A 25,389-nucleotide genomic window follows, 5' to 3' on the forward strand; every position below is an offset into this window, starting at 1 on the left:
TAAAATTTACAATGTTATATCAAGGCCGGCCATAAATGTGCGTGCCTGAGGATAAATACCCATATCCACACCAAACTGATTGTTGTTACCAATACCTACTTCCGGGTCATATCCTTTATAACCGGTTATGGTTAACAGGTTATTACTGCTGATAAAGAATCTTACTTTCTGAATATCAGCTGCTTTTAACCATGCTGTTGGTAAAGTGTAACCTAGTTGCAAAGTTTTGATACGGAAATAAGCTCCATTTTGCAAATAAAAATTTGATGGATTTGTAAAATCACCACTACCTGTAGGATCAGTTACTGTTAATGCAGGATAGTTACTGTTGGCATTTGATGGAGTCCATGCATTTAATGCGGCAATAGGATAGTTAGCCGTTGGAATATCTAGACGACGGTATGCCTGAAATATTTTATTACCCCATACACCCTGACCAAATAATTTAATATCATACTGATGATAGCTGGCATTAAAATTAACACCATAAGTAAATGTTGGCAATGGGTTACCTAAGAAGGTACGATCATTTGCATCAATTTTACCATCTCCGTTAATATCAGCCCATTTAAAATCACCTGGTTTTGCATTTGGCTGTATTAAAGCACCACTTTTATTTTTGTAAGCATCAATTTCAGCTTGAGAATGGAATACACCTAGTTCTTCAAAACCATAAAACTCACCATAAGGCTGTCCTGGAGTTACACGACCAATTTCATAACTGTTATCTCCTTGTAATGATCCTGTTTTTTGATATTGGATCTGATCACCCAATGAAGTAACTTCATTATGGTTATAAGAGATATTACCACCAACACTGTAGCGGAAGTCGCCTATTCTATCATTATAATTTAATTCCAACTCAACACCTTTATTTTCCATATTGCCTATGTTAGCAAATGGAGCAGTAGCAAAACCTGCGTACGAAGGAAGTTGAACCGGCTCAAGCATACCCTGAGTTAGTTTTTGGTAAATATCAAAGGTTACATTTAAGTTGTGCAGCACAATTGCATCAAAACCGATATCTGCTGTTTTGGTTTCTTCCCATTTCAGGTTAGGGTTGGCAGGAGCGTTCGGGCTATAACCAATGTTTAACACTTGACCATTGCCAAACACATAATTGTGCCCGCTACCAATAGTCGAAGTATATTCAAATGGATTCAATGCCATTTCGTTACCCACTATACCATATGAACCACGTATTTTCAAAAAGTCAACAAATGATTCTTTAGGGAACCAGTCCTCTTTTGATATTACGTAACCAGCTTCGGCCGAAGGGAAGGTACCGTAAATGTTATCGCTACCAAACTTTGAAGATCCATCATGGCGGATAACACCTGAGAATAAGTATTTCCCATCATAATCATATTGTAATCTTGCAAAGGTAGAAGCCAGGTGATATGGCTGATTATCGCTACCGTTAGCAATAGTATTAGCCGCAGGTAAAGAGAAATTTGGAGACGCCTGGCTGAAAGTGTTAACCGGCTCACCAATAAATGTACCACCCAGGGTGCTTCCACTTTCTTCCTGTGCACTTTGACCAATTAAAGCGGTAAAGTTATGTTTTCCAAAAGAACGCGTGTAAGTAGCGGTGTTATCAATGTTCCAGGTAAAGTTTCTGTTATTTGCCAGGTATTGTGATGTATTTGACAAATTGCTTGTACTTGAATTCAAATAGTAAAGCGGTGTAAATGAATCACTGCCATAATAAGCTTGTTTAGCACTGATTTGTGATCTGATCTTTAACCCTTTGATAGGAGTAATTTCAACAAATGCATTTCCTAATAAGTTAGTCGCATAATTGTAGTTTCCTAACTGGGTTTGCAAATAAGCCAATGGATTGGTTATTTCTTGCCCAACATAAGGCGATATGCCATAAAGCTGACCCTGTGCATTTCTAACTGCATATTGGTTAGCATAATCGCTAGGGTTTGGCGAACCAGCAGGATTAGTTTGTATTACCGGGGTAATAGGATCAAGGTTTAAAGCAGAGCTTAAAGGCCCACCAAATACACTGTTTGTATTTAAACTACTTTGACTGTGGGTGTAAGTATAAGTGATGTTTTCACCTATTGTTAACCATTTTTTTGCTTTATAGCTGGTATTAGCAGTAAAGGTAAATTTCTTATAATTAGAAATTGACGGATCAACGATACCATCCTGATCTAAATAACCAAATGAAGTATAGTAATTGGCATCATCGGTAGCACCACTGATACTTAAATTGTGATTTTGTATCAAGGCGTTGGTGAAAATTTCATTTTGCCAGTTAGTACCTACTCCAAATGAAGAAGGATTTGCAAAAACAGGCACATAAGTATTTCCCTGATTTCTGGCATCATTTGCAGCAGCTTCGTTTCTTAAAGTTGCATATTGGGTAGCATCGGTTAATTGAGGCTTGCTTACCGGATTTTGATACCCTACATAACCATTATAGCTAACTTTGGCAGAGCCTTTTTTACCTTTTTTTGTAGTAATTAAAACTACACCATTTGAGGCGCGTGAACCATAAATTGCAGCAGAAGCATCTTTCAACACATCAATGCTTTCAACATCATTAGGGTTGATGTTATCAATACCACCGTTGTCAACAACAACACCATCAATTACATATAATGGATCACTGTTGTTTATTGAAGTTATACCTCTGATTCTGATAGCCGGAGCAGAACCCGGGGCACCAGAGCTTTGTACCACATTCACACCTGAAGTTCTTCCCTGCAAAGCATCGTCAACACGGGTAACTTGCTGATCCTGAACATCACTCGCTGCTACGTGGCTAATTGCACCTGTTACAACGGCTTTCTTTTGCGTACCGTAACCTACAACTACCACTTCATTTAAGCCTTTAACAGCCTCCACTAAAGTAATAGTGATAGAAGTTTGCGCACCTACGGTAACATCTTTTGTAGTGTAGCCAATGTATTGAACCTCAAGTACAGCTTGTGGGCCGCTTACATTAAGTTTAAACGCACCGTTAATATCAGTTGTGATACCATTGGTTGTACCTTTTTCTACAACTGAAGCTCCGATAATTGGCAAACCAGTTTCATCAACTACCTTACCTGTTACCGGGATACCTGCTACGGCTTTTGCTGATGTTGTTCCGGTTGCTATAGTTACAGTACCGTCATTGTTAACCGTTACTGTATTTTCAGCATTTTTACCCAAAACTATTCTGTCTTTTAGTACTTCGTAGTCAATACCATTGTTTTTAAACACCTGGTCAAGTACGGTTTTAAGTGACTGATTTTCAAAATTAACGGTTACTGTTTTTGAAACATCAATAGCGTTTTTGCTGTAAATAAACTTAACGTCATTGTTTTTCTGTAAATAGTTTAATACATCAAGCAAAGTAGTATTACCAAGCGACATATTTACTGTTTTATTAAGTACATCCTGTGCCTTCAACGGACTTGAATAAGCAAAGCTGCTTAATACGGCGGCTATCAGGATTTGGCTAAATGTAATCTTCATGATTTTATACCAAAGAGTAGGCTTTCGTATACCAAATTTCATATATTTGTTATGTTTCTATGTTAAAAATGAGACAATTAAAGCCCTTACACCATAAATGGTGTTCATCATGCGGGGCTTGACTTTTTGAACTTAGGAGTGCTCGTAACACTTCTAAGTTTTTTTGTTTTCGCAGGTGCCTTGCACCACTATATCGGTAATAATCAGGTTTGTAATTTCTTTTGCATAGTTTATTATTATTGGTTAAGTAATTGGTTTATTCAAGTTCAATACTGTTCGCTTTTATCTCGTAATTGATATTCAGCGATTTTTTTAGCGCCTCCAATACATCTGGTAAATTAAAGCCGGTCATATCAGCATTTAAAATATAACGGTTTAATTTATCATCGCCAGCCTTTATATGCACATGGAATTTTGCATTTAGTACCGGAATAATTTCCTTTAATGGTTTATTTTCAAAAGAAAAATCTGCCCTTTTCCATATTTGCAAAGCGGGTTCTTCTACTACCGATTGCGGTTGCAAAACATGCTGTTCTAACAAATAAATAACTTTTTGATGCGGATATAACATCACCTCGTCTTTTCCCAGGCTGGTTGAAATCTGTTTACCGTCATCTGACTTTTTAATGCTTACAGAAACCTTTCCGGTAAGTACAGATACTTCCGCCTTGTTGCTTTCTTCATTATCATTTACCAGGAAACTGGTTCCCCACACTTTGGTAATAATGGAACGGCTACTGATAATAAAAGGACGCTCAGGGTTCTTGGTGACCTCAAAAAAGCATTCGCCAGATATGGATACGTTTCTTGATTTACTATTAAACATACCCGGATAAGTTAATTTTGAATGTGGGCTTAACCAAACAGAACTATTATCAGGAAGTGTTGCTTTGTAAATTTGATTGGAGTTATTGGCAATAGATACCAGCTGTTTTGCGTTTAAGTCAGCAGTCTGTAGCAGGTTGGCTTGTTGTTGTTGATACAATACCATTACTCCTGCAAATAATATTATAGCAGCCGCAGCAGCTATAGTATACCATTTACGCCAAAAATTATAAGGTAATTTTTCAGGTATTTGTTCTTCTTCAGCAATATTGCCGATTTTTAGAAGAATATGGTTATAAATCCGTTCTTCTAATTCCTTTTCTTCGGACGCACTTATAGCTGAAATATAGTCATCGTCATACTCAAAAGACTGGTACCATTTTTTTACTAATGATATTTCAGCCTCCGTGCATTCGCCATTAATATACTTTTCCAGTAATTCAACGGGTATAAGTTTCTCCATGAAAAGAAAAAAAATTGGTTTATAAAATACTTGACGCATAAGAAAGGCCCATCCCCTACGCCAATGAAAAATATTTTTTTATTATTTTAAAAAGAAGAGCAAAAAGATGAGCAGGTAATGGCTTAAGCCAACACGAAGCTTCTTTAATGCTTTGGTAAGATGGTTTTCAACCGTTTTTTCAGAGATCCCCAGATATAGGGCTATTTCTTTATTGGTTTTATGTTCGTTTCGGCTTAAGTGGTATACCGAACGGCATTTATCGGGTAATTGGTTTACTTCTGCTTCAATAGTATAAGCAAGCTCTTTCAACATGATAGTATCTTCTGTTGAAGTATCGGTTTCAGTATGAATTACTTTAAATGCCTCCCTGTACTTATCTCTAACAAGTTCTTTACGATACTGATCAATAACCTGGTTAGTTACCGCCAAATGCAAATACCCACCAACAGTTGTAGTAATTTGAATGGTATTTCTTTTTATCCAAAAGTTAGTAAATATTTCCTGGGTAATTTCTTCGGCCTGCTCTTTACTTTTTAGCCTTTTATATGATTCGGCGTAAAGTTTTTTCCAATAGCGACTGTATATTTCCTTAAATGCACTAAGCTTATCCTGCCTTAACAGATCAAGAAGCTCATCATCAGAAAGTTTAGTAAAATCACTCATCAGTTATCAAAAGATGTTAATGAAGCATAAATAAATCATTAACGCATCGACAAAACTCAAAAAAAATCAGCTAACAATCAAGTATTTTAAAAAACCTTCGTTTTTACAACAATAATTATTACCAACATATTTGAATCTTGCTTTTAATCAAATACATAGCAAATATATTTTACCATACCTGAATCATAAATAACTTTAAAATCATTTACTATAAATTAACAAACCAACTTAAACACTCACTGGTAGTTACACAATAAAAAAATATTTTTCTTAACTAATAATTTAACAAACCATCACTACAAATCTTCTAATAGATAAGATTCATTTCTACTAAATAATATATCTTTTTGCCAACTTACATATCCGTTTGTTGTATAAAATGACTTTAATATGAAAAGTATTTTATTCGTTACACTAAAACATTTTCGATTTTCTTAGGGGCAAAAAAAGCCGCTTCATGATATACATGAAACGGCCACTCATTTATTATATTAAAACTAACCGCAATTTATTGAGCATCCCACCAAACACGCCCGCTTAATACATCTCCTCCCGGAACGGCATTATGAGCAGCAGTATAATTGGTTGGGTTGTTAGCTGCCTCAACCAAAGGGTATGGAAAACGGCGTGGAATAGTTCCGTTTGTAGCATTACCTGGATAAACAACAGGAGTTAAAGTTGGATAGTTTGTCCTTCTCCAGTTACTCCACGATTCATAAAAATCCATCATGGTATTAGTCAACACCCAGTATTGGGTATTAATCATATTTAAACCCGTTTCACCGGCAACATAAGGGTTAGCAGCCACATAAGCAGCAGCTGCAGATTGTGAAACAGTAGCACCCGGATCATACTCTGACAAATAGGTAATAGCAGCTTCAACACCATTATTATAATGCGTTGCGGCGCTGCCACCAATGCCAAAACGCTCAGCTGCATCGGCCAGTAAAAGTTCCGATTCGCCATAGGTAAGTATAAATGTAGGTGAACCCATTTGAACCAGGTAAGTACTTGGTGATGAATAGTCGCCAAGGGTAGTAAAACCAGGAGCAGATCCTAATGTTAAACCCGGAGTACCACTAAGATCATAGCCATTTGGCTGACCTTTTTGGTCGGCTGGGTTTGCATCACCACCGGCAACGCCAATTGTAGCATTTGTAACCGAAATTACCGCTAAACGAGGATCGTTGGTAGATTTTAACTGGTTGATAAAGGTTTGGGACCATTTTACATAAGTATTCTCAGGTCCGCCCTGTAATACCTGGCTAACGCGATTAACTGTTGGACGGCCTCCTGTCGGGTCATGTAAAAGGAAAGCATCATCAGAGTTAGCTGCCATTGTTTTGCCAATTACCGTTTGCACAACTGATTTTGCTGTTGCCGGATCAACTTTGCTTAAACGCATAGCCACACGCAATAACAAGCTATTGCCAAAACGTTGCCATTTGCCGATATCACCATGATAAATGGCATCACCGGTTGGGATATCACCCTGTGGATTTAATTTTGAGGTTGCATCCTGCAACTCTGAAATTAAATTAGTGTAAATAGACTGCTGTTTGTCATATACCGGGAATAATATTTTCCCGTAATAACCTTCACCCGCCTGTGAGTAAGGTACATCACCATAAAGATCGGTAATACGTTCAAATATCAACGCCTTCATAATGCGTCCAATCTGGTGCAGGTTATTGTATTTGGCTACCCCATCAGTAGTAGTAACCATATCAACAATTGGTTTTACCTGCTCAGAATACGCACCATCCGCGCCATTATCACTCTGCCAGTAAGCAGCAGTGTATTCAGGATTGGCCAGGTATTTATCACCCGCCCAATAACCAATTGAAGTAGCAAAACCCTGAATCATATCAGAGCAGTAAATCAAATCTGCACGCCAGGTATCATAACTAAAATCCTGACTACCTGTATAATCCAATTGCGCTGTGGTTAATAAGTAATTAGGATCAAAATTGGTAGCGCTAAATGCCGTAGGGTCTGTATTTAATTTATCAAAATTTTTGGTACAACTTGATGCCAGGAATAAGCCCATAGTTAGCAAGCTGCTATATATCAGTTTCTTTTTCATTTTAATTAAAATTAATTGTTATTAAAATTTAACATTCAAGTTTATTCCGTAGGTTCTGGTAGGTAACTGATCACCCAATTCTAAACCTTGCGACGTAGCCCCGTAACTTGCTTCAGGATCAATGTCAGTTGTTTTCTTCATGATGTAAAATAAATTACGACCAACTAAACTGACATTTATACCCTGTATAGCGTTATGAAACATTGAAGCTGGGAAATTATAACCCAATGTTATTTGACGGAACTTGATAAAGCTTCCATTTTGAACAAATAAGCCCGAAACGTTATTGCCTAACTGCGTGTAGTAATTTTCGGCTGTAGTAACATTAGCAGGACCAAATCCGGTTGTACGGCCAGGTAAAGTAGCTTTTGACAAACCATCTTCATAAGCATAGTATTCGGTCCCGGCAAATATTTTACCACCTAATTTGCTGTCTATCAAGAATGAAAGGTTAACATGACCGAAAGTAAATTCGTTGTTAAAACCACCGCTCCATTTACCGTATGCAGAACCATAGTTTTTCAATGCGCCCTGTACCGGGATACCTGTAGTTGGGTCGACAACTATTTTACCATTGGAGTCATATTTATAATCAAATGCTTCAACCTGATCTGCAGCTTTACCTACCACATCAGCTAAAAAGCCGTTTCCTGTACGTGAAGTTGCAACTGGTAAAGAAGATTGACCTGCAGCCAGAGCTAAAACAGTGTTGGTATTTTCAGCAAAATTTAACGAAGTTGTCCAGGTAAAGTTTTTAGTTTTAACAGGCACGCCGGTAATTAAAACTTCTAAACCTTTGTTTCTTATTTCACCAATATTTAAAACTGCACCCTGGTATCCTGAAGTAATTGATGCCGGAGCCGGTACAATTTCGTTTTTAGACAGCTTGTTATACCAGGTTACATCAAAACTTAAACGATTATGGAGTGTATGTAACTCTGTACCAATTTCCAGCTCAGAAGCGTCTGATGGTTTAAGTTGATCGTTTGGTGTTGAAGTATTGGTAATGGTACCTAATGGCATACCATTTAACTGCACCGGTAATAAGCCATAATTTAACAATGTTTGATATGGAGAGGTAGCTGCACCAACATTTGCCCAGCCGGCTCTTACTTTTCCAAAATCGAGCCACGTTGGTTTCCAAAGCTCGGTAAACACAAATGAACCGCTTACCGAAGGATAAACAATATTTAACTTATTGTTAGGAGATGCTGAAGATGCTAAAGTTGAGAACCAGTCTGAACGTGCTGTACCGTCTAAAAATAAGAATGATTTATATGACAGATCTAATGTTCCGTACAAGGAGTTTACATCAAATTTATCGTCAGCATAAGCTATTGATTTTGAAACGGTGTTACCGATGGTATAAACATAAGGGATTACAAAACCAACACCTGATTCTGTGGTTGATTCAATGGCGCTTTTCCTAAGGTTACCACCTACGTTTGGGGTAATGGTAAAGTCTGAACCCACTTTAAACGGCTTACCTATCAGGAAGTCAGTATTTAACTCAGAAACATTATCATACGTTTCTCCCAAATTCTGAAATGCCTGCGCATAATATGCTGTTCCGGTAGGTACAATGTTGGTATAACGCTCAGTGTAATAATCTTCGCCAATACGTACTTGTGCAAATAAGCCATCGTCAAAAGTGTAACGGGCACTTGCCGAACCGATGATACGATTACGGCTACTGTTATTCACAAAATTATAGGCAGCAAACCAAGGGTTGGTAGCATAATTATTATTGGTAAATTGCAACTCGTTACCGGCAGCGTTGGTACCTTTGGTACTTGGGCTAAGGGTATTTACATTTAAACTGGTAGGTAAAAACGTAATCTGATAGCTGGAGTTACCCGGACCATCGCCTAAAATAGGTCTGTTTTGAGCATCATCACTAATGTAGTTAACATGTGCATCAATGGTTAGTCTTTTTATAGGGCTAAAGTTTCCGGAAAAATTAAAGTTTCTTCTGTCATAACCAGAATTTGGCGTTGGCGCCTCGTTGTGCAAGTCACTTGCCGAAAAACGGATTGAGGCAAGGTCGTAAGCTTTACTGAAAGACAGGGTATTGGTAAAAGTACTTCCTGTACGATAAAATTCACTAAAGTTATCTTTTTGCGCAGTATACGGGCGGGATACGCCATCAAACTGAACTACTGAAGAACCATCAAGAGGTGCGCCCCAACTGTCGTTACCAGAGTTGAATGCTGATGTTGCACTATTTGGCTTTAGGCCCTGCGCACCATTACCATATTGGTACTGAAAATCAGTCGGGTTTATTACACTTTCCAAAACATAGTTTGAGCTATACTCTACAGTACCTTTGCTGCTACCGGTTTTGGTTGTTATTAAAATAACACCATATTTTGCTCTTGATCCGTAAAGAGCTGCAGCTGCAGCACCTTTAAGTACCGAAATAGAGGCAATATCTTCGGGGTTAAGGTTACCGATACCATCGCCCTGATCGGGTGAGTTTGAATATTGACCGCCACTATTCATTGATAAACCTGCAATTTCAGTATTATCAATATTGTTCATAGGGACACCATCAATTACGTATAAAGGCTGTGTAGAACCACTTAAACTGGCTGCACCACGGATATTAATATTTACCGATGAAGCCGGTCCTCCAGATATTGTTGATACGTTTAAGCCTGCAACTTTACCTTCCAATTGGTTAGCAAAGTTTACTTCTTTGGCTGTATTCAAATCGTCGCCTTTTATTTCGGTAACAGAATAACCCAAAGCCTTACGTTCTTTTTTAACACCTAAAGCGGTAACTACAACTTCGCTCAGTTGCTTCGAATCTTCTTCCAACTGTATGGTTAAAGTTGGACTAGCTATCGTTACTTCTTTTTTAAGATAGCCTAAATAAGTAAATACCAGCACGTCGCCAATATTTGCTTCCAGCGTAAATTTACCATTTATGTCTGTTTGGGTACCTTTTGCACTACCTTTAACTATTACGCTAACACCGATAATTGCCTGGCCAGTGGCATCGCGCACGAAACCTGATATTGGAATAATATTGTTATTGGTTTCTTCGGTTGCAGAGAGTTTAGGAATTTCCTGCATGTTGGCTGCAACCCCTATATAGTTGCCAACCATTTTGTATTTAAGATGTGTTGTGTTCTGTAATTCAGCAATTACCTCAGCAAGGGGCATGTTCTTGACATGGAGGGTAATTGATGGCAAGTTTTCAATAACCTGTTCATCGTAAACGAAGGTTACGTTTGCCTGTTTTTCAATGCTTTTAAATACCTGTTTTACACTGGCTTTAACCACATTTACATTCATATCCTGAGCCTTGGTTCCGAGGGCCATCAGGAGCGATGTACAACTTATTTGTATGCCGATAATTATTGTAGAAATGCGCATGCATTTTTTGAGTATGGGCAATACTTTGCCGTAAAAATTTATCATATTTGTAAGGGTTTAATATTCACGTTAAACTAATAGCCTGCTGTATATGGGTCTCAAGCATATATACACAGGCCAAATCTCATTGCCGGGGACATTTGCCGTGTCTCCGGCTTTTTTCCTTTCTTAGCTGCTAAGTAGGGTATGTTTTATTTAATCACTACTGTACTGTCATTGGCAATTTTATAATTAAAATGTTTGGTGAAACTTAAAATTTCCATAATGGTATCCAGCCGCTGGTTGCCCAGGGTTATGGATATGCGTTCATTAAGCAGCGCTTTATCAGCTACTTGTATATGTGTGTTATATTGTTTTTCTATAGCTTTAAATACATTATCAAGGTTTTCCTGATCAAATACCAACGGACTTTTGCACCATAAATTAATTACCTGATCGGGGGTAACACCCTTGACAAACTGGTTAGCCATTTTATTTAAAACAATCTCCTGCTTAGGCAATAACATAACAGCAGGTTCATTAGCATGCCCTGGGCGGGTAATGCCTACCTTACCGGTAATTACATTTACTTTGGTCATCCCTTCTTTGGCAGAGGTGCGTACATCAAATGAGGTACCCAGCACTGTAATATTTAAAGTTTTGGTTTTCACTACAAATGGATGTTCGCTTTCGTGCTTAACATCAAAAAAGGCCCGGCCCTCAATTAACTGTACTTCCCGCAATTTCCCTTTAAAACTATTAGGATATTTAAATGTGGTATGTGCATTTAACCATACTGATGAACCATCAGCCAAGGTTAACTTAGTGATTTTTTGGGTGGTAAGTGTTACCTGTTCTGAACCGGATGCTGCTGTTTTTCCTACTAATTTATTTGCATACCAGGCAATACCAACAAAAAGAAAAACTACTGCTGCTGCAGCACTCCATCTAATCATTTTTATTATCGACGCCGAACGATTACCCGGCATAGCATTATCCTTCAATTTCTGATTGATTATCTCTGAATGAAGATTTTCATAGATCCTCATTTTTACATCTGTTTCCGAATCTTCTGCAGAAACAACCTCTAATTGATCGCCATCATGAATAGTATCATACCACTGGTTCAACAACTCCTTTTCTTCAGGCGTTGCTGTACCATTAAGATACTTTTTCGCCAATTGCTTCAACTCACTCCTGCCAATAGGGCCCATTTTTACTGCTTTTTATAACATAGAGTATATTTAATACCAAATACCCTTGCTTTATTTTGAAACTTTTTAAAAAAAATTCAAAAGTTGGTGTAAAAACAACACTAAGTAGGCAAAAAACAAGAGAAAAAATAGTAAAATAGAAGAAAAACAAGGGAATTAGCGCTTAAAAAGAGCCATAATGATTAAAAACACCAAAAAATCACTCATCGAAGCACCTAAATTTGCTCGTATAGTACGCAAGGCTTTAGTTAAATGCCCTTCGGCTGTTTTTTGTGAAATATTTAATTGCTCAGCTACATCCGTAAGTGACATATCCTGCAATTTATTATATTGAAATACCAGGCGGCACTTCTCAGGTAATTTATTAGAAAGATTCTGGATTATTTCGAGCAGGATTTTATTATCCACATCAATTTCGGCAATATCACCGGCATTTAAAACACCAAGGGCATTTTCATTCTCCTTCAGTTGTTTTTCTTTGGCGCAATGCCGATAAACAGCATACCGCGTCATTGCTGCCAGGTATTGAGTTAATGATTGTATAACTAGTGATTCCCTTTTTTTCCAGAGGATAAGAAATACCTCCTGAACAATTTCTTCAGCACTATCGGTATCCTTTAGCAGTTTATAAGCTATATAATAAAGCCTGTCCCAATAACGGTTATAAATTTCGGTGAATGCTGATTCGTTCCCATCTTTAAGCAGATCGGTCAATTCCTTATCCTCAAGTATTTGAATAGCACTCATTAGGGATCAGCCGGAACGAAAATAATATAAATTTAATATAAAAGTAATATTGGTGTTAAAAACTAGCACGCTAAGTTGCACATTTTCTATCAAAATTCACAACTTATATAAAATTGGTGAATTTTATTTATTACCGAATAATATTTGGCCTGCTATTCAATAAATTACAAAACACCCTCAACAGGTAACACTTTATCCAAATTTCCCCAAGCTTCCCATCTGTGTAAAATCATAAAATAATTTATTAATTAAATATTAATAAATACTACCAAAAACAACCCTCCCTGGCAAAAAGCAACCAATCTGTTAAAATAAAATCACTAAAAGTTTATTATCCAAAAACCGCAGTTGTTTTACTTACGTAGTTTACCATTAAAGGCTTATCATGTTTAACACAGGTATAAAATCATTGAGCGATTTAAAGACCCAGGAGGTAATCGCTAACATCAGAAAAATAAGAGAGTTTAGGAACTACACGCAGGATTATCTTGCCGCTAAACTTAATATATCCCAAAATGCTTACAGCAAAATTGAATTGGGTTACAGCAGCATTACCTTGCACCGGCTAATTGAAATTACAGAAATCCTGGAAATTTCACTTGTTGAGCTCATTAGTTTTGGTGGTGATATGGCTCAAATTAAATTTACTGTAAAAGCGTCGTAATTTATTTCTTATAACTTGTTTAACTCTTCAATTAGTATTTTGCTTACTTCATTAAAATAACGGCGAACGCCAAAACCCATTACACTCTGTATTCCACGGGTGGCATTGGTTAAAAATACTTCATCTGCCTCATACAAAATTTCGGGATTTATTTGTGCTTCGGTAACGGGTATATTGACCTTTTTTGCCAAATCAATTATTACCTGGCGCATTACCCCTTCAACACAGCCTTCACTCAATGCCGGAGTGTATAAATGATTTTGATACCATACAAATACATTTGAGCTGCTGGCTTCGCACAAAAAGCCATGCTGATTTAATAAAAAGGCATCGTCGAGCTTGTTTTGCGTTTTAAACAACCCGGCCATAATATAAGTAAGCGAATTACAGGTTTTAATATTAGAAAGGTAGTTGGTAGGCTTAGGCAAATCTGGAAAAATATCAACAATCAGCCCCTTCGGATTTAGAAAATATCTCGGCTCATCCAGCGGCTGCAATTCAAGCGCATAAGCCATTTTATTGCCCGATGGTGTATACAAACCTTCTGCATCACGATATACCGTTAAGCGTAAACGGCCATGTTTAATTTTGTTGCGGCGCGATATATCTTCACACTTCTCCCTCAAAAACCAGCTATCCATTTGCGAGTAACCATCAATTTTCAATGCTTTCATCCCTCTTTGCAAACGGTCGGCATGTAAATCGGCAAATTTCAGCTGCCCCTTCATCAGGCGCATACTTTCAAATAAACCATCGCCATATTTAAACGCCCTGTTATTTATCGAAACCAGCTTAGTGCCGGCCGGCATTATTTCGCCATTAAAATTGATAAAAACAGGTGTCATGGTTAGTTATTAGCGAAGGAGGTTAGAGATTAGTTTTTCTTTTAAACGTAGTAATATCAGAAAGTTTCATTTTGTATGCTAAAAGTTCATTTACAGGCTGGATTTTTCAAATCTCCAGTATCTAATCACTAATCTCCAACCCGCTATATTTACGCCATTTATTTAAAACAGTTTCAAAATCTTTTGGCAAAGGCGCTTCAAACAGCAATTGTTTTTTTAGGGTTGGATGTAAAAAGCCCAGTGTTTGTGCGTGTAAAGCCTGCCGCGGCATCAGTTCAAAACAATTTTCAACAAACTGCTTGTACTTATTAAACACGGTTCCTTTTAATATTTTGTCGCCGCCATAAGTAGCGTCACTAAATAAAGGATGCCCAATATGTTTCATATGTGCCCTTATCTGGTGTGTGCGGCCAGTTTCCAGTTGGCATTCAATCAACGTTACATAATCCATTCGCTCCAAAACCCTGTAATGCGTTACTGACCATTTTCCTTTTTCAGGATCATCATAAATAGACATTACCCTCCTATCATTCACACTCCGGCCAATATAACCGGTTACCGTGCCATCTTCCGGTAAATCGCCCCAAACTAAGGCAATATATTTACGGGTTATGGTATGGTCAAAAAACTGCTTGGCAAGCCAGGTCATGGCACGCTCGTTTTTACTGATGAGCAATAAGCCCGAAGTATCTTTATCAATACGATGCACTAATCCGGGCCGACCATCATTACCGGGCAAGGTTGGTAATTGCTGAAAGTGATATACTAGTCCGTTCACCAACGTCCCCGTATAATTATTATATCCCGGGTGTACCACCAGTCCGGCAGGTTTGTTTACTACCAGCACATCGTCATCCTCATAAACAATATTAAGCGGGATATTTTCCGGATATACTTCCGTATCTCGTGGTGGATGTGGTAATACCACCGAAATAACATCGAGCGGCTTTACCTTATAGCTGGCTTTTATTGGTTTTTCATTAACCAAAACATTCCCAAGCTCAATTGCGTTCTGAATACGGTTACGGGAGGCATTTTCAACCCTGTGCATCAAAAACTTATCAATGCGCAGCAAGGATTGTCCCTTATCAACAATAACACGCAGGTGTTCGTATAAGTCTTGTTCGTCCTGGTCTATTAATTCGGTTTCATCTGCCATTGGCGCAAAAATAGTCGTTTTTTAATTTATTGGCCTACGTATATTATTATTGCGACAATAATACAGCACTTATAGTAAAATGTTTGTTTAACTTGAGTCATTAATACTTACTAAAGCATACCACCACCATGAAAAAGTTCTACTCTTTATTGGCTTTGTCCATGTTAGTTTTTTTATCGTTACGCTCAAATGCACAAAGCGGCTTTTCGGCCATTATAAAAGCAGCACCTGCCGATGCCACCAAATTGGTTGATGCTTATGGCGAGCCATTGTTTAAAGGCTTGGGAGTTGGCCTTAACAGCGGATGGAACAATACCGCAAAGACCAAAAAACTGCTCCATTTTGATTTACGTATAACCGCATCAGCAGCCTTTGTATCAAATGCTGATAAAACTTTCGACGTAACAAAAATTGGCCTATCAAACAACGTAAGACCTGATGACCCTACCCAAACCATAGCCCCTACTTTTGCAGGTAGTAAAAATACCACCGGCCCTTTATTGGATATTTATGATGATAACGGGCGCAAAGTGAGTTCTTTTAATACCCCTTCTGGAAAATTGTCGGTTATCCCTGCTCCGCAAATACAACTAACGGTAGGATTAATTCAAAACACAGATCTTACCATACGTGCTATTCCAAGTATTAATTTAGGTAGCGATGTAGGTAAGGTTTCATCAATAGGCTTTGGCTTAAAGCACGATATAATGCAGGACATTATAGGAAAAACTGCCGACAAACTGGTTCCGTTTGATTTGGCTGTTGCCGTGGGGTACAGTCATTTAAATCTTAATATTCCGTTAAATGTTCAGCCCGACCAGGGTGCTGAGCCCGAAAATGCAAGTCAAAATACTGATTTTACCAATCAGCATATTTCTGGCAGCTTTAACAGTTTTATGGCGCAGCTTATTATTTCCAAAAAATTATTGGCCTTTACACCATTTTTTGCTGTTGGCTACAATACTACGCATACTAAGGTAGGTGTTATTGGCAACTACCCCATTACAACCGGCGCTACATTTACCGGCACCCCAACCTATACCACTTACCCTAACCCGGTTAATATTAGCGAAACCAGCATCAATGGCGCCCGCGCCGACCTGGGATTTCAGTTGAACTTAGGCTTTTTCCGCTTTTATGCTTCGGGAAGCCTGGCTCAATATAAATCTGTTAACGCAGGTATAGGCTTTGGTTTTTAACTTTGCCGGATGGATATTGATCTGGAAATTTTTAGCCCCGTTCAGCAAATTAAAAATAAACTGTTTGCTGAACGGGGCATTTCTGTTTTTATAAAACGCGATGATCTGATCCATCCCATTATTTCGGGCAATAAATGGCGCAAACTGAAATACGTTTTACTTAAGGCACAAGCCGAAAACAAAACGCACCTGGTAACTTTTGGGGGTGCCTACTCCAATCATTTACTGGCAACGGCGGCAGCAGCAGCCAAATTTGGCTTTAGGGCCACAGGTATAGTACGGGGTGAACCTGTAGATAATGACACCCTGTTTTTATGTAAGCTGCACGGCATGGAACTGCTATTTACTGACCGGGACAGCTACCGCGATAAAACAACCCTGTTTGAAAAATATTTCGGCAACAATGCCGATGCTTTTTTTATAGACGAGGGCGGTGCGTCAGCCGAAGGGGCCAGAGGCTGTAGTAAACTCATTAATGAACTCGGCGAAACATACAATCATATTTTTTGCGCATGCGGTACCGGCACCACAGCGGCAGGCATTATAAACGGCATACATGAGCATAAGCTTGCTACTCAATTTAATGCCATACCTGTGTTTAAAAACGGCGAATTCATGAAAGCTGAGATTGACCGTTTTTTAACCGCGCCCGCCAGTTACCAATTACATACCGATTACCATTTTGGAGGATATGGCAAAACCACCCCGGAGCTGATTGAATTTATAAAACAATTTGTACCCGCCACCGGCATTTTAATTGAACCCGTTTACACCGGAAAAATGCTCTATGCCTTATTTGACCTGGCTCAAAAAAATTACTTTAAACCCGGCGACAAAATACTGGCCATCCACAGCGGTGGTATTTGGGGATTATTGGGGATGAAGGAGAAGTTTTGAGTGGTAAATGCATTTAAATTAAGCGTAAAAGCAAAGCCTTAGTTATAAAAGTTTATCCGTAAAAAGGCCAGTACTCACTCGTTTGGCAGGGGGCATACAAAACAAAATTTTATCATAAAAAAGCTTCCTATTTATCCTTTTTATTCCGTTTTTCAACCGAAACCTGTGGTTATTGATTGCTGGATATCTCAAAACCAAAGTCAAAATCAGTACAAAAACCAACTTTAAACAATTTAAAGTTACTTTTTGGCATTTCGGTTCAAAAACCGCCTAAAATTTGTTTTTAGGGGCTTTTTGAGTAAATTTGGAAAAACCAAATTGATATGTATAACCTACTTGTTTCTCCTGAAAATGTACAGGCTTCTTTACAGAAGCATGTTTTAGCCGATGGCTTCGACTTAACTTTTGACATGGAAAAAAGTAAGGGTGTTTATATTTACGATGCTAAACATAACCGTACCCTGCTCGACTTTTTTACCTGTTTTGCGTCGGTACCCTTAGGTTATAATCATCCCAAAATGGTGAACGATGAAGAGTTTAAGAAAAACCTGTTATTGGCTGCCTTAACCAACCCATCAAACTCTGATATTTATACTACCCAGTATGCGCAGTTTGTAGAAACTTTCGACCGAGTGGGGATACCGGAATACCTTCCGCATGCCTTTTTCATTTCAGGCGGCTCATTAGCCATTGAGAACGCTTTAAAAGTAGCTATGGACTGGAAGGTTCAGAAGAACTTCGCAAAAGGCTACACCAAAGAAATAGGTTTTAAGGTAATCCATTTTGAGCATGCTTTTCATGGTCGTTCGGGTTATACTTTAAGTTTAACCAATACCCAACCCGTAAAAACAAAATGGTTTGCCAAGTTTGATTGGCCACGCGTATCGCACCCTTATATTAATTTCCCTTACAGCGATAGCAATCACGATGATCTTTTACAAAGAGAAGCGTTATCCATAGCCCAAATTAAAAAAGCCTTTGAAGAAAATAAGGACGATGTTTGCGCCATTATTATTGAACCCATACAATCAGAAGGCGGCGACAACCACGTAAGGCAGGAGTTTTTAGAACAACTGCGCAAACTTGCCGACGAAAATGAAGCTTTATTGATTTATGATGAGATACAAACAGGTGTAGGCTTAACCGGTAAATTTTGGTGCCATGAACACTATGGCGAAAATGCCCGCCCGGATATTATTGCTTTCGGCAAAAAGATGCAGGTATGCGGCATACTGGCAAGCAAACGAGTTGATGAGGTTGAACATAATGTATTTAATGTACCATCGCGCATTAATTCAACCTGGGGTGGTAGTTTGGTTGATATGGTAAGGGCCTCAAAAATTATGGACATTATTGAAGAGGACAACCTTTGCGAAAATGCAGCTCAAATGGGCGAATACCTGCAAAACCAATTACATGATATTTCAAAAAGACATGATGTTATCACTAACATACGGGGCAAAGGCCTGTTAACAGCTTTTGACTTTCCGGATAAAGGAAGAAGAGACCAATTTCTAAAAGAAGGAATGGAACAAAATGTAATGTTTTTGGGCTGTGGTGACCACAGTATCCGTTTCAGGCCTGCCCTTATTATTGACAAAAAACATATTGATGACGGCTTAACAATACTTGAAAATATAGCTGCAATTCTGTAATAAATGTAAAACTTTTGCTACAGTGCCTATTATATAAACTAAAAATAGTCCTTTTACTACTTATTATAAACTAAAACCCCTTATTAACGTTAATTATTGAGAACAATATTAACATATACTACATTTTTACCAATAAAAGCAATATTTTTAATTATTGCGCTTGGTATTTTTGAATAAGGAGAAATAAGTAATTTAAAAGGTATAATGAGCAAACACATTGAGAAGTTAAAAAAACAGCTGATAGAAATATCTGAAGTTGTTAATTCATTCCGTTCTGAAGCAGTGCAGGTTAGGGTGGTAGATAAGTTGTTGGAAGCATTGCTTGAATCTGAAAAAGTGGATAATGACAATGCTGAATTATTTAACAAAAGAGGATACAAGCAGAAGCTGGATGGTGAGGGAGAGTATTCAGGTTCAAAACTTGGAAAAAAACCAGGAGCTACTAAAGTTTTAAATCAATTGCTATCAACTGATTTTTTCGATGTGCCCCACTCCATATCATCAATTGCTGAGTACTGTAAAGAAAATTTCGATTCAGAATTTAAAACCTCTGAGCTTTCAGGCATTCTGTTAAAGCTTGCTAACGAAAATAAATTAAGGCGGGAAAGAAGCAACGAAAACAATCGCTTTGAGTATGTAAGGGCTTAATAATGGCAGCTATACAGACAAAAATGGTGATGAGTTTTAAAACTCATCGCCATTTTTTTATCGGTTACATGAAACGGCTGAGCGTAAATCAAATTATAATTTTAGTGCCTGTTGTCACAGTTCAAACTTATATACTTATTAGATTTATCCACAAAGGGCACTACATCGCATCCAAAACTAATATAATCAAACCCAACCAATACGGGTGGTCGATTTTTCAATAGATGCCCTGTCCATTGTTCAAGTGTATTCTGGCTATCATTTAAAACGCTGATCGGAGCTGGCGAGGAAACCTCGGTTTCATAATCTAAGTAGTTATATATAACTTCATTCTCTGTGTTAATTATCAGTATCCTAAAGGATTTAGCGGTGTATGCGTTATCGGTTTTCAGGTATTCTTGAAGATAATAATGAAACCCATCCGACTCGAAATCATATGCATTATTAAATTTATATTCTTTTAGTACCCTCTTATTTTCGGCATTCAGCTCAATAGCTGGAACTTTTTTGGGGTCAATTTTCTCCCATATAATCGGATGCATCTGTCTCCGGGCAAAAGGGCTTGATACCCCGATATATACAAATGTTTTGCCAAAGTAGCTACTTCTCAATCCTGCCAGCAACACCTTATTTATTTGAAAACCGAATTGATAATCCAATGCTGTATGTTTCGCTACAGTCGCATCTTCATAAATACTCAAACTCGCTACAGCTTCCAACGAGCTTATTGGAAAGCTTAGGAGAGTATCGTTAGAGTAATCATAAACAAATAAACTATCAGCTTCAGAAATGCCTGTCGCCATCAGAAGCCTCTTTCTATATTTTGAAGTCAGCACCAAGTACCGTGTTTCTTCCGGCTTTTTGTTTTTCAAATCAGGAAGGACAAGACGATCAACAGAGTCCTGCGGTGTATTAAGAGAGCCAGGCAGTGGATTTATATCAGATAATGAAACGAATCCTACGGTATCTCCTTTACCCGTTTCTGTCTTATTAAGTTCAAAAAAAGAAATGCTATCCCCGCGACTGTAGAAGTCGTCTTTGTTTGTTTTTAAAGGAATAGCTTTTGATGGTACTTTCGTTGATCGGTGCGTTTTGGCACGTCGGGGCTTATCATTATGCCGACAAGAATTCAGGATAAATGCACCGATTATCGCAAAGAAAATCAAAAATTTAAAGTTTAATACTTTACGAGTCATTCTTGTGGCTATATGTTTTATCTTACCTCAGATCAAACAAGCTATCAACCCCTAAAATTTTTCTTGAGGTAAAGCCTTCGGCATATTTCACCTGGATGCTTTTCCCAAACTCGCGAGCGCGGGCCTCAACCACTTCAATAAAATTGGGCGAAGAAATATAAGTCTCAGGTTCATTATCCCAGTTAGGATTATAAAATTGCGAACCATAGGCACGGATGCTTTCTATTTTTTTATCCCAGTATTCGGTAACGTCTACTAAAATATCAGGTTTAATATATCTGTCCTGTATAAAATGTAAAACTATTGGCGTGCGCCATATCTGCTGCAGCTGTCCGTTGTCAAAAGTTTCTATTTTGCGCAATCCAGCTAAAAAAGATGAGGCTTCTACCAATTCATTTGCCCGGCCATGGTCGGGGTGCCTATCGTGATAAGCATTGGTAATAATTATTTCAGGCTGATATTTACGGATAGCAGCTATTACTTTTAGCTGATACTCTTTAGTATTTTCGAAAAAGCCATCGGGTATCGCCAGATTTTCTCTTACGCTTAAACCAAGTATCCTGGCTGCCTCAGCGGCCTCGGCAGCCCTAATCTCAACAGAACCGCGCGTGCCCAGCTCTCCTTGCGTTAAATCAACAATACCTGCTTTTTTGCCTTCGGCAATATGTTTTAAAATAGTACCAGCACAGCCCAACTCAGCATCGTCAGGGTGTACGGATAAAACTAATATATCCAGTTTCAACATAAAAAAATTCAATTATTTACCGGGAGCCAATAAACGCGTTATCTGCTTCCTGATTTTGGATGATGTTGGCTTGGTAAACGGATAAAAGAAATCGGTTACCATGCCTGATTTATTGATTAAGAATTTATGGAAATTCCATCTCGGAACAGAGTTGAGCTTGCCATTTTCTTTCTTATCAGCAAAAAACTTATACAGCGGATCTGCATACGGCCCTCTAACCCTTATTTTTTCAAAAACGGGGTAATTTACTCGTTGGATTTCACAAAACTGTGCCAGTTCTTCACCTTCAAGTGGTTCCTGTCCGCCAAAATCATTGGATGGGAATGCCAATATTTGAAAATCCTTCCCTTCAAAGGCATCTTTCAATTCGGCCAGTTCTTTTAGCTGGGGAGTAAAACCACATTGGGAAGCGGTATTTACTATCAAAAGAACTTGATCTTTATAATCAGCCAGGCTGACTTCTTCACCGTTTAACTTTTTAACATTAAACCGGTAGATACTTTTATCAATCATTACTAATAGTTAGTAGAGTTATAACCGGCCTGCAACAAAATGGCTTCAATGTCCTTTTGCTGATCAGCGTCATAAGTCTCTTTTAAATCGTGCCCGAATATACGGGCGGCAGATTGGTATAAAAATGCTTTAAAGCCACCTTTAAGATCCTTAACCATTGCATAGCTGGTATTACCGGTTTCGCGGTCAATCAGCTTTATCAATACCTCTCCCTGACTAATTGTCAGATCCTTAATCTCTTTATTAAACAAATCCTTAATCTGTGTTTCGCAAGCATCAATCAATTCTTTTTGTTTGTGCTTATCTGCGGTTAAAGCCAAATCCCGCTGTAGTTGACGGTACCTTTGCCCCGCAAAACGTGCGTAAGGCAATACTTTTAACACATTGTAACGTAAACGACGGTAATTATCCAGATCTTCCTGGCTTTTAAAAATACGGGTATCGGTAATCTTTATGTCAGGAATTACAATCCAGGGCATTAGTTTACCACTATCAACCGTTAAATAGGTTTTAATGGTATCGTTTTTGCCCAAAATTAATGGCGCAGGTTTTTCCGTTTGGGCCATTGCCGAACCCATCAAACAACAAAACAACAGTAAAAGACCAATTAATTTCATATTTTTACGTATTACAAAATTAATGCATTTTATTTGGGATTTTGTTAAGAACCTGTAATTATATTTTTAGTTACAAAAAAGATTGAATAATAAGGAGTATAGCGCATATACATGAAAGAATTAGTGATTGATCTGGAAGCAGAGAAGAATGAGATATTAAAAAGATATCGTGCTTTGTTGCGCGCTTCAAAGTCTACCCTTCAAAAAGGCGATAAACGCATGATACGTAAGGCTTTTGAAGTAGCATTGGAAAGCCATAAAGACATGCGCCGTAAATCGGGCGAGCCTTATATTTATCATCCTATTGCCGTTGCTCAAATAGCTGCCGAAGAAATTGGTTTGGGTACTACCTCCATTGTATGTGCTTTATTACATGATGTGGTGGAAGATACCAACATGACCCTTGATGATATTGAAAGGGAATTTGGCAAAAAAGTAGCCATGATTATTGATGGCTTAACAAAAATATCGGGCGTTTTTGATACCAACAGTTCGTTGCAGGCCGAAAATTTCCGCAAAATGCTGCTTACCCTGGCCGATGATGTAAGGGTAATATTGATAAAACTGGCTGACCGTTTGCACAATATGCGCACCATGGAGTTTATGCCGCGCGATAAGCAGCTAAAGCTATCATCAGAAACGGTTTACCTGTATGCTCCGCTGGCACACCGCCTCGGTTTATATGCCATTAAATCAGAACTGGAAGATCTTTCTATGAAGTACATGGAAAGAGAAACTTACCAGTTTATTAAAAATAAGCTTAATGAGAAAAAGGCTGAGCGTGAAAAATTTATCAGGGATTTTATTGAACCGGTAAAAAAAGTAATTGCGGGCCAGGGTTTGGAGGCTGATATTTTCGGCAGGCCAAAATCTATACACTCCATCTGGAATAAGATGAAGAAAAAATCGATCCCTTTTGAAGAGGTGTATGATCTTTTTGCCATCAGGATAATATTGGATAGTACACCCGAACACGAAAAGGCTGATTGCTGGAAAGCTTACTCCATAGTTACTGATCTATATCGTCCAAATCCCGACAGGCTGCGCGACTGGATCTCATCCCCAAAAGCCAACGGTTACGAATCATTGCATACTACTGTAATGGGCCCCCGCGGGCAATGGGTTGAAGTGCAGATCCGTACCAAGCGGATGAATGAGATTGCCGAAAAGGGTTTTGCTGCGCATTGGAAATACAAGGAATCATCAAGCGACAGCGGTTTGGACCAATGGGTGCAAAAGGTAAGGGATCTGTTAAAAAATCCGGAGTCAAATGCACTCGATTTTCTGGATGATTTTAAAATGAACCTTTTCTCGGATGAGATTTTCATTTTTACCCCAAAAGGAGCATTGATCCAGCTACCACTAAACGCTACTGCACTTGATTTTGCTTTTGAAATACATACCGACGTAGGTGCAAGCTGTATAGGTGCCAAAGTGAACCACAAGCTGGTACCGCTTAACCACAAACTGCAAAACGGCGACCAGGTAGAGATCATTACCTCGAGCAAGCAGGTACCTAAGGAAGACTGGCTAAACATTGTGGTAACGGCTAAAGCCAAAGCCAAAATTAAATCGGCCCTAAAAGAAGAAAAACGAAAAATTGCTGAAGATGGCAAGGAAATATTGGAGCGTAAGCTGAAATCATTAAAAATCACTTACAACTCCGAAAATATACATAAGCTAAGCTATTTCTTTAAGCTGCCATCAACCCAGGATCTTTTTTACAATGTTGCCAAAGGTACTATTGATATGAAAGACCTGAAAGAATACCAGGCATCAGAAAAAGTAGTTGAAAATAAACCGCAGGATAAAATTGAAGCCGAACAGGTACAGAGCCTGATGCGCAATTTGAAATCAAAAGACAAGGATATGCTTTTGATTGGTGAGGATATGCAGAAAATTGACTATAAACTGGCCAATTGCTGTAACCCTATACCTGGCGATGATGTTTTCGGCTTTATAACCGTAAGCGATGGTATTAAAATACACCGCACCAATTGCCCTAATGCAGCTAAGCTGATGGCCAATTATGGTTACCGCATTGTAAAAGCAAGGTGGACCAACCAACAGGAACTGGCGTTTTTAACCGGCTTAAGAATTACAGGTATTGATGATGTTGGCTTAATCAATAAATTAACTACCGTAATATCAAATGACTTTAAGGTAAATATGCGTTCCATTACAGTTGACAGCGATAACGGTATTTTTGAAGGTTCTATTATGGTGTATGTGAACGATACAGAACACCTTGATAACCTGATTAAAAAACTAAAAACAGTAAAAGGCGTAACCGGCGTTAACCGCTTTGATTCGGTTATTGAAAAAGCGTCTTAATTGGCTGACTGAGTGATTGGTTGATGGAGTGAGCGGTTGCTTTGATAACTCAATCAACCTAATAAACTTAATCAACTCCAAA

19 protein-coding genes are annotated in these 25,389 nt (G+C 38.3%); 6 read left to right on the forward strand and 13 right to left on the reverse strand.

Annotated features, from left to right (window positions below):
- Nucleotides 1-6 precede the first annotated feature (6 nt).
- The 7 genes from JN11_RS07140 to JN11_RS07170 all read right to left on the reverse strand — a co-directional run bounded on the left by JN11_RS07140 (nt 7) and on the right by JN11_RS07170 (nt 12,835).
- On the reverse strand, nt 7-3,477 hold the full coding sequence (locus JN11_RS07140; protein ID WP_170227707.1) for a TonB-dependent receptor: 3,471 nt from the start codon (nt 3,475-3,477) through the stop codon (nt 7-9).
- A 256-nt stretch (nt 3,478-3,733) separates the two neighbouring features.
- Nucleotides 3,734-4,765, reverse strand: a complete 1,032-nt coding sequence (locus JN11_RS07145; protein ID WP_170227708.1) for a FecR family protein — start codon at nt 4,763-4,765, stop codon at nt 3,734-3,736.
- An 81-nt stretch (nt 4,766-4,846) separates the two neighbouring features.
- A complete protein-coding gene (locus JN11_RS07150; protein ID WP_144911116.1) occupies nt 4,847-5,428 on the reverse strand; it encodes an RNA polymerase sigma-70 factor in 582 nt (193 codons plus the stop codon).
- 508 nt (nt 5,429-5,936) lie between these two features.
- Nucleotides 5,937-7,514, reverse strand: a complete 1,578-nt coding sequence (locus JN11_RS07155; RefSeq protein WP_144911118.1) for a SusD/RagB family nutrient-binding outer membrane lipoprotein — start codon at nt 7,512-7,514, stop codon at nt 5,937-5,939.
- Nucleotides 7,515-7,535: 21 nt separating this feature from the next.
- A complete protein-coding gene (locus tag JN11_RS07160) occupies nt 7,536-10,940 on the reverse strand; it encodes a SusC/RagA family TonB-linked outer membrane protein (RefSeq protein WP_144911120.1) in 3,405 nt (1,134 codons plus the stop codon).
- A gap of 146 nt (nt 10,941-11,086) precedes the next feature.
- Entirely contained in the window at nt 11,087-12,088 is a 1,002-nt protein-coding gene (locus JN11_RS07165; RefSeq protein ID WP_144911122.1) for a FecR family protein, read from the reverse strand.
- Nucleotides 12,089-12,244: 156 nt separating this feature from the next.
- On the reverse strand, nt 12,245-12,835 hold the full coding sequence (locus tag JN11_RS07170) for an RNA polymerase sigma factor (RefSeq protein ID WP_144911124.1): 591 nt from the start codon (nt 12,833-12,835) through the stop codon (nt 12,245-12,247).
- A 385-nt stretch (nt 12,836-13,220) separates the two neighbouring features.
- Between JN11_RS07170 and JN11_RS07175 the strand changes: the two genes are divergently transcribed.
- Nucleotides 13,221-13,499, forward strand: coding sequence for a helix-turn-helix domain-containing protein (locus JN11_RS07175; RefSeq protein ID WP_144911126.1), 279 nt, complete (start codon nt 13,221-13,223; stop codon nt 13,497-13,499).
- Between the two features lie 8 nt (nt 13,500-13,507).
- Here the strand turns inward: JN11_RS07175 and JN11_RS07180 are convergent, their stop codons facing one another.
- Together JN11_RS07180 and JN11_RS07185 are read right to left on the reverse strand one after the other, a co-directional pair.
- Nucleotides 13,508-14,344 carry an aminotransferase class IV gene (locus JN11_RS07180; RefSeq protein ID WP_144911128.1) on the reverse strand — a complete coding sequence of 279 codons (837 nt, stop codon included), beginning with the start codon at nt 14,342-14,344 and terminating at the stop codon, nt 13,508-13,510.
- 121 nt (nt 14,345-14,465) lie between these two features.
- Nucleotides 14,466-15,503 carry an RluA family pseudouridine synthase gene (locus JN11_RS07185; protein WP_144911129.1) on the reverse strand — a complete coding sequence of 346 codons (1,038 nt, stop codon included), beginning with the start codon at nt 15,501-15,503 and terminating at the stop codon, nt 14,466-14,468.
- A 128-nt stretch (nt 15,504-15,631) separates the two neighbouring features.
- On the opposite strand from JN11_RS07185, the gene JN11_RS07190 reads away from it, so the two are divergent.
- The 4 genes from JN11_RS07190 to JN11_RS07205 all read left to right on the forward strand — a co-directional run bounded on the left by JN11_RS07190 (nt 15,632) and on the right by JN11_RS07205 (nt 19,902).
- On the forward strand, nt 15,632-16,702 hold the full coding sequence (locus tag JN11_RS07190) for a DUF6588 family protein (RefSeq protein WP_144911131.1): 1,071 nt from the start codon (nt 15,632-15,634) through the stop codon (nt 16,700-16,702).
- A gap of 9 nt (nt 16,703-16,711) precedes the next feature.
- Complete coding sequence (locus JN11_RS07195) at nt 16,712-17,599, forward strand: 1-aminocyclopropane-1-carboxylate deaminase/D-cysteine desulfhydrase (protein ID WP_144911133.1); 888 nt, start codon at nt 16,712-16,714, stop codon at nt 17,597-17,599.
- A gap of 323 nt (nt 17,600-17,922) precedes the next feature.
- Nucleotides 17,923-19,254, forward strand: coding sequence for an L-lysine 6-transaminase (gene lat, locus JN11_RS07200; RefSeq protein ID WP_144911136.1), 1,332 nt, complete (start codon nt 17,923-17,925; stop codon nt 19,252-19,254).
- Between the two features lie 204 nt (nt 19,255-19,458).
- Nucleotides 19,459-19,902: a hypothetical protein gene (locus tag JN11_RS07205; RefSeq protein WP_144911138.1), complete on the forward strand. Its 444-nt coding sequence runs from the start codon at nt 19,459-19,461 to the stop codon at nt 19,900-19,902.
- A 101-nt stretch (nt 19,903-20,003) separates the two neighbouring features.
- On the opposite strand, the gene JN11_RS07210 is transcribed toward JN11_RS07205, so the two are convergent.
- The 4 genes from JN11_RS07210 to JN11_RS07225 are packed head-to-tail and all read right to left on the reverse strand — an operon-like array spanning nt 20,004 to nt 22,973.
- Nucleotides 20,004-21,098, reverse strand: coding sequence for a hypothetical protein (locus JN11_RS07210; protein ID WP_144911140.1), 1,095 nt, complete (start codon nt 21,096-21,098; stop codon nt 20,004-20,006).
- Between the two features lie 22 nt (nt 21,099-21,120).
- Entirely contained in the window at nt 21,121-21,840 is a 720-nt protein-coding gene (gene bshB1, locus JN11_RS07215; RefSeq protein WP_144911351.1) for a bacillithiol biosynthesis deacetylase BshB1, read from the reverse strand.
- A 15-nt stretch (nt 21,841-21,855) separates the two neighbouring features.
- Nucleotides 21,856-22,356, reverse strand: a complete 501-nt coding sequence (locus JN11_RS07220) for a glutathione peroxidase (RefSeq protein ID WP_144911142.1) — start codon at nt 22,354-22,356, stop codon at nt 21,856-21,858.
- 2 nt (nt 22,357-22,358) lie between these two features.
- Entirely contained in the window at nt 22,359-22,973 is a 615-nt protein-coding gene (locus JN11_RS07225; protein ID WP_144911144.1) for a DUF4294 domain-containing protein, read from the reverse strand.
- Nucleotides 22,974-23,084: 111 nt separating this feature from the next.
- On the opposite strand from JN11_RS07225, the gene JN11_RS07230 reads away from it, so the two are divergent.
- Entirely contained in the window at nt 23,085-25,307 is a 2,223-nt protein-coding gene (locus JN11_RS07230; protein WP_144911146.1) for a RelA/SpoT family protein, read from the forward strand.
- The last annotated feature ends 82 nt before the right edge of the window (nt 25,308-25,389 follow it).

The sequence above is a fragment of the Mucilaginibacter frigoritolerans genome (assembly GCF_007830615.1).
GTDB lineage: Bacteria > Bacteroidota > Bacteroidia > Sphingobacteriales > Sphingobacteriaceae > Mucilaginibacter > Mucilaginibacter frigoritolerans.

What these genes read in the sequence shown, in the direction of transcription:
- JN11_RS07140 (WP_170227707.1), bottom strand. Translation starts at nt 3,477, where the DNA reads ATGAAGATTACATTTAGCCAAATCCTGATAGCCGCCGTATTAAGCAGC.
- JN11_RS07145 (WP_170227708.1), bottom strand. Translation starts at nt 4,765, where the DNA reads ATGGAGAAACTTATACCCGTTGAATTACTGGAAAAGTATATTAATGGC.
- JN11_RS07150 (WP_144911116.1), bottom strand. Translation starts at nt 5,428, where the DNA reads ATGAGTGATTTTACTAAACTTTCTGATGATGAGCTTCTTGATCTGTTA.
- JN11_RS07155 (WP_144911118.1), bottom strand. Translation starts at nt 7,514, where the DNA reads ATGAAAAAGAAACTGATATATAGCAGCTTGCTAACTATGGGCTTATTC.
- JN11_RS07160 (WP_144911120.1), bottom strand. Translation starts at nt 10,940, where the DNA reads ATGATAAATTTTTACGGCAAAGTATTGCCCATACTCAAAAAATGCATG.
- JN11_RS07165 (WP_144911122.1), bottom strand. Translation starts at nt 12,088, where the DNA reads ATGGGCCCTATTGGCAGGAGTGAGTTGAAGCAATTGGCGAAAAAGTAT.
- JN11_RS07170 (WP_144911124.1), bottom strand. Translation starts at nt 12,835, where the DNA reads ATGAGTGCTATTCAAATACTTGAGGATAAGGAATTGACCGATCTGCTT.
- JN11_RS07175 (WP_144911126.1), top strand. Translation starts at nt 13,221, where the DNA reads ATGTTTAACACAGGTATAAAATCATTGAGCGATTTAAAGACCCAGGAG.
- JN11_RS07180 (WP_144911128.1), bottom strand. Translation starts at nt 14,344, where the DNA reads ATGACACCTGTTTTTATCAATTTTAATGGCGAAATAATGCCGGCCGGC.
- JN11_RS07185 (WP_144911129.1), bottom strand. Translation starts at nt 15,503, where the DNA reads ATGGCAGATGAAACCGAATTAATAGACCAGGACGAACAAGACTTATAC.
- JN11_RS07190 (WP_144911131.1), top strand. Translation starts at nt 15,632, where the DNA reads ATGAAAAAGTTCTACTCTTTATTGGCTTTGTCCATGTTAGTTTTTTTA.
- JN11_RS07195 (WP_144911133.1), top strand. Translation starts at nt 16,712, where the DNA reads ATGGATATTGATCTGGAAATTTTTAGCCCCGTTCAGCAAATTAAAAAT.
- lat (WP_144911136.1), top strand. Translation starts at nt 17,923, where the DNA reads ATGTATAACCTACTTGTTTCTCCTGAAAATGTACAGGCTTCTTTACAG.
- JN11_RS07205 (WP_144911138.1), top strand. Translation starts at nt 19,459, where the DNA reads ATGAGCAAACACATTGAGAAGTTAAAAAAACAGCTGATAGAAATATCT.
- JN11_RS07210 (WP_144911140.1), bottom strand. Translation starts at nt 21,098, where the DNA reads ATGACTCGTAAAGTATTAAACTTTAAATTTTTGATTTTCTTTGCGATA.
- JN11_RS07220 (WP_144911142.1), bottom strand. Translation starts at nt 22,356, where the DNA reads ATGATTGATAAAAGTATCTACCGGTTTAATGTTAAAAAGTTAAACGGT.
- JN11_RS07225 (WP_144911144.1), bottom strand. Translation starts at nt 22,973, where the DNA reads ATGAAATTAATTGGTCTTTTACTGTTGTTTTGTTGTTTGATGGGTTCG.
- JN11_RS07230 (WP_144911146.1), top strand. Translation starts at nt 23,085, where the DNA reads ATGAAAGAATTAGTGATTGATCTGGAAGCAGAGAAGAATGAGATATTA.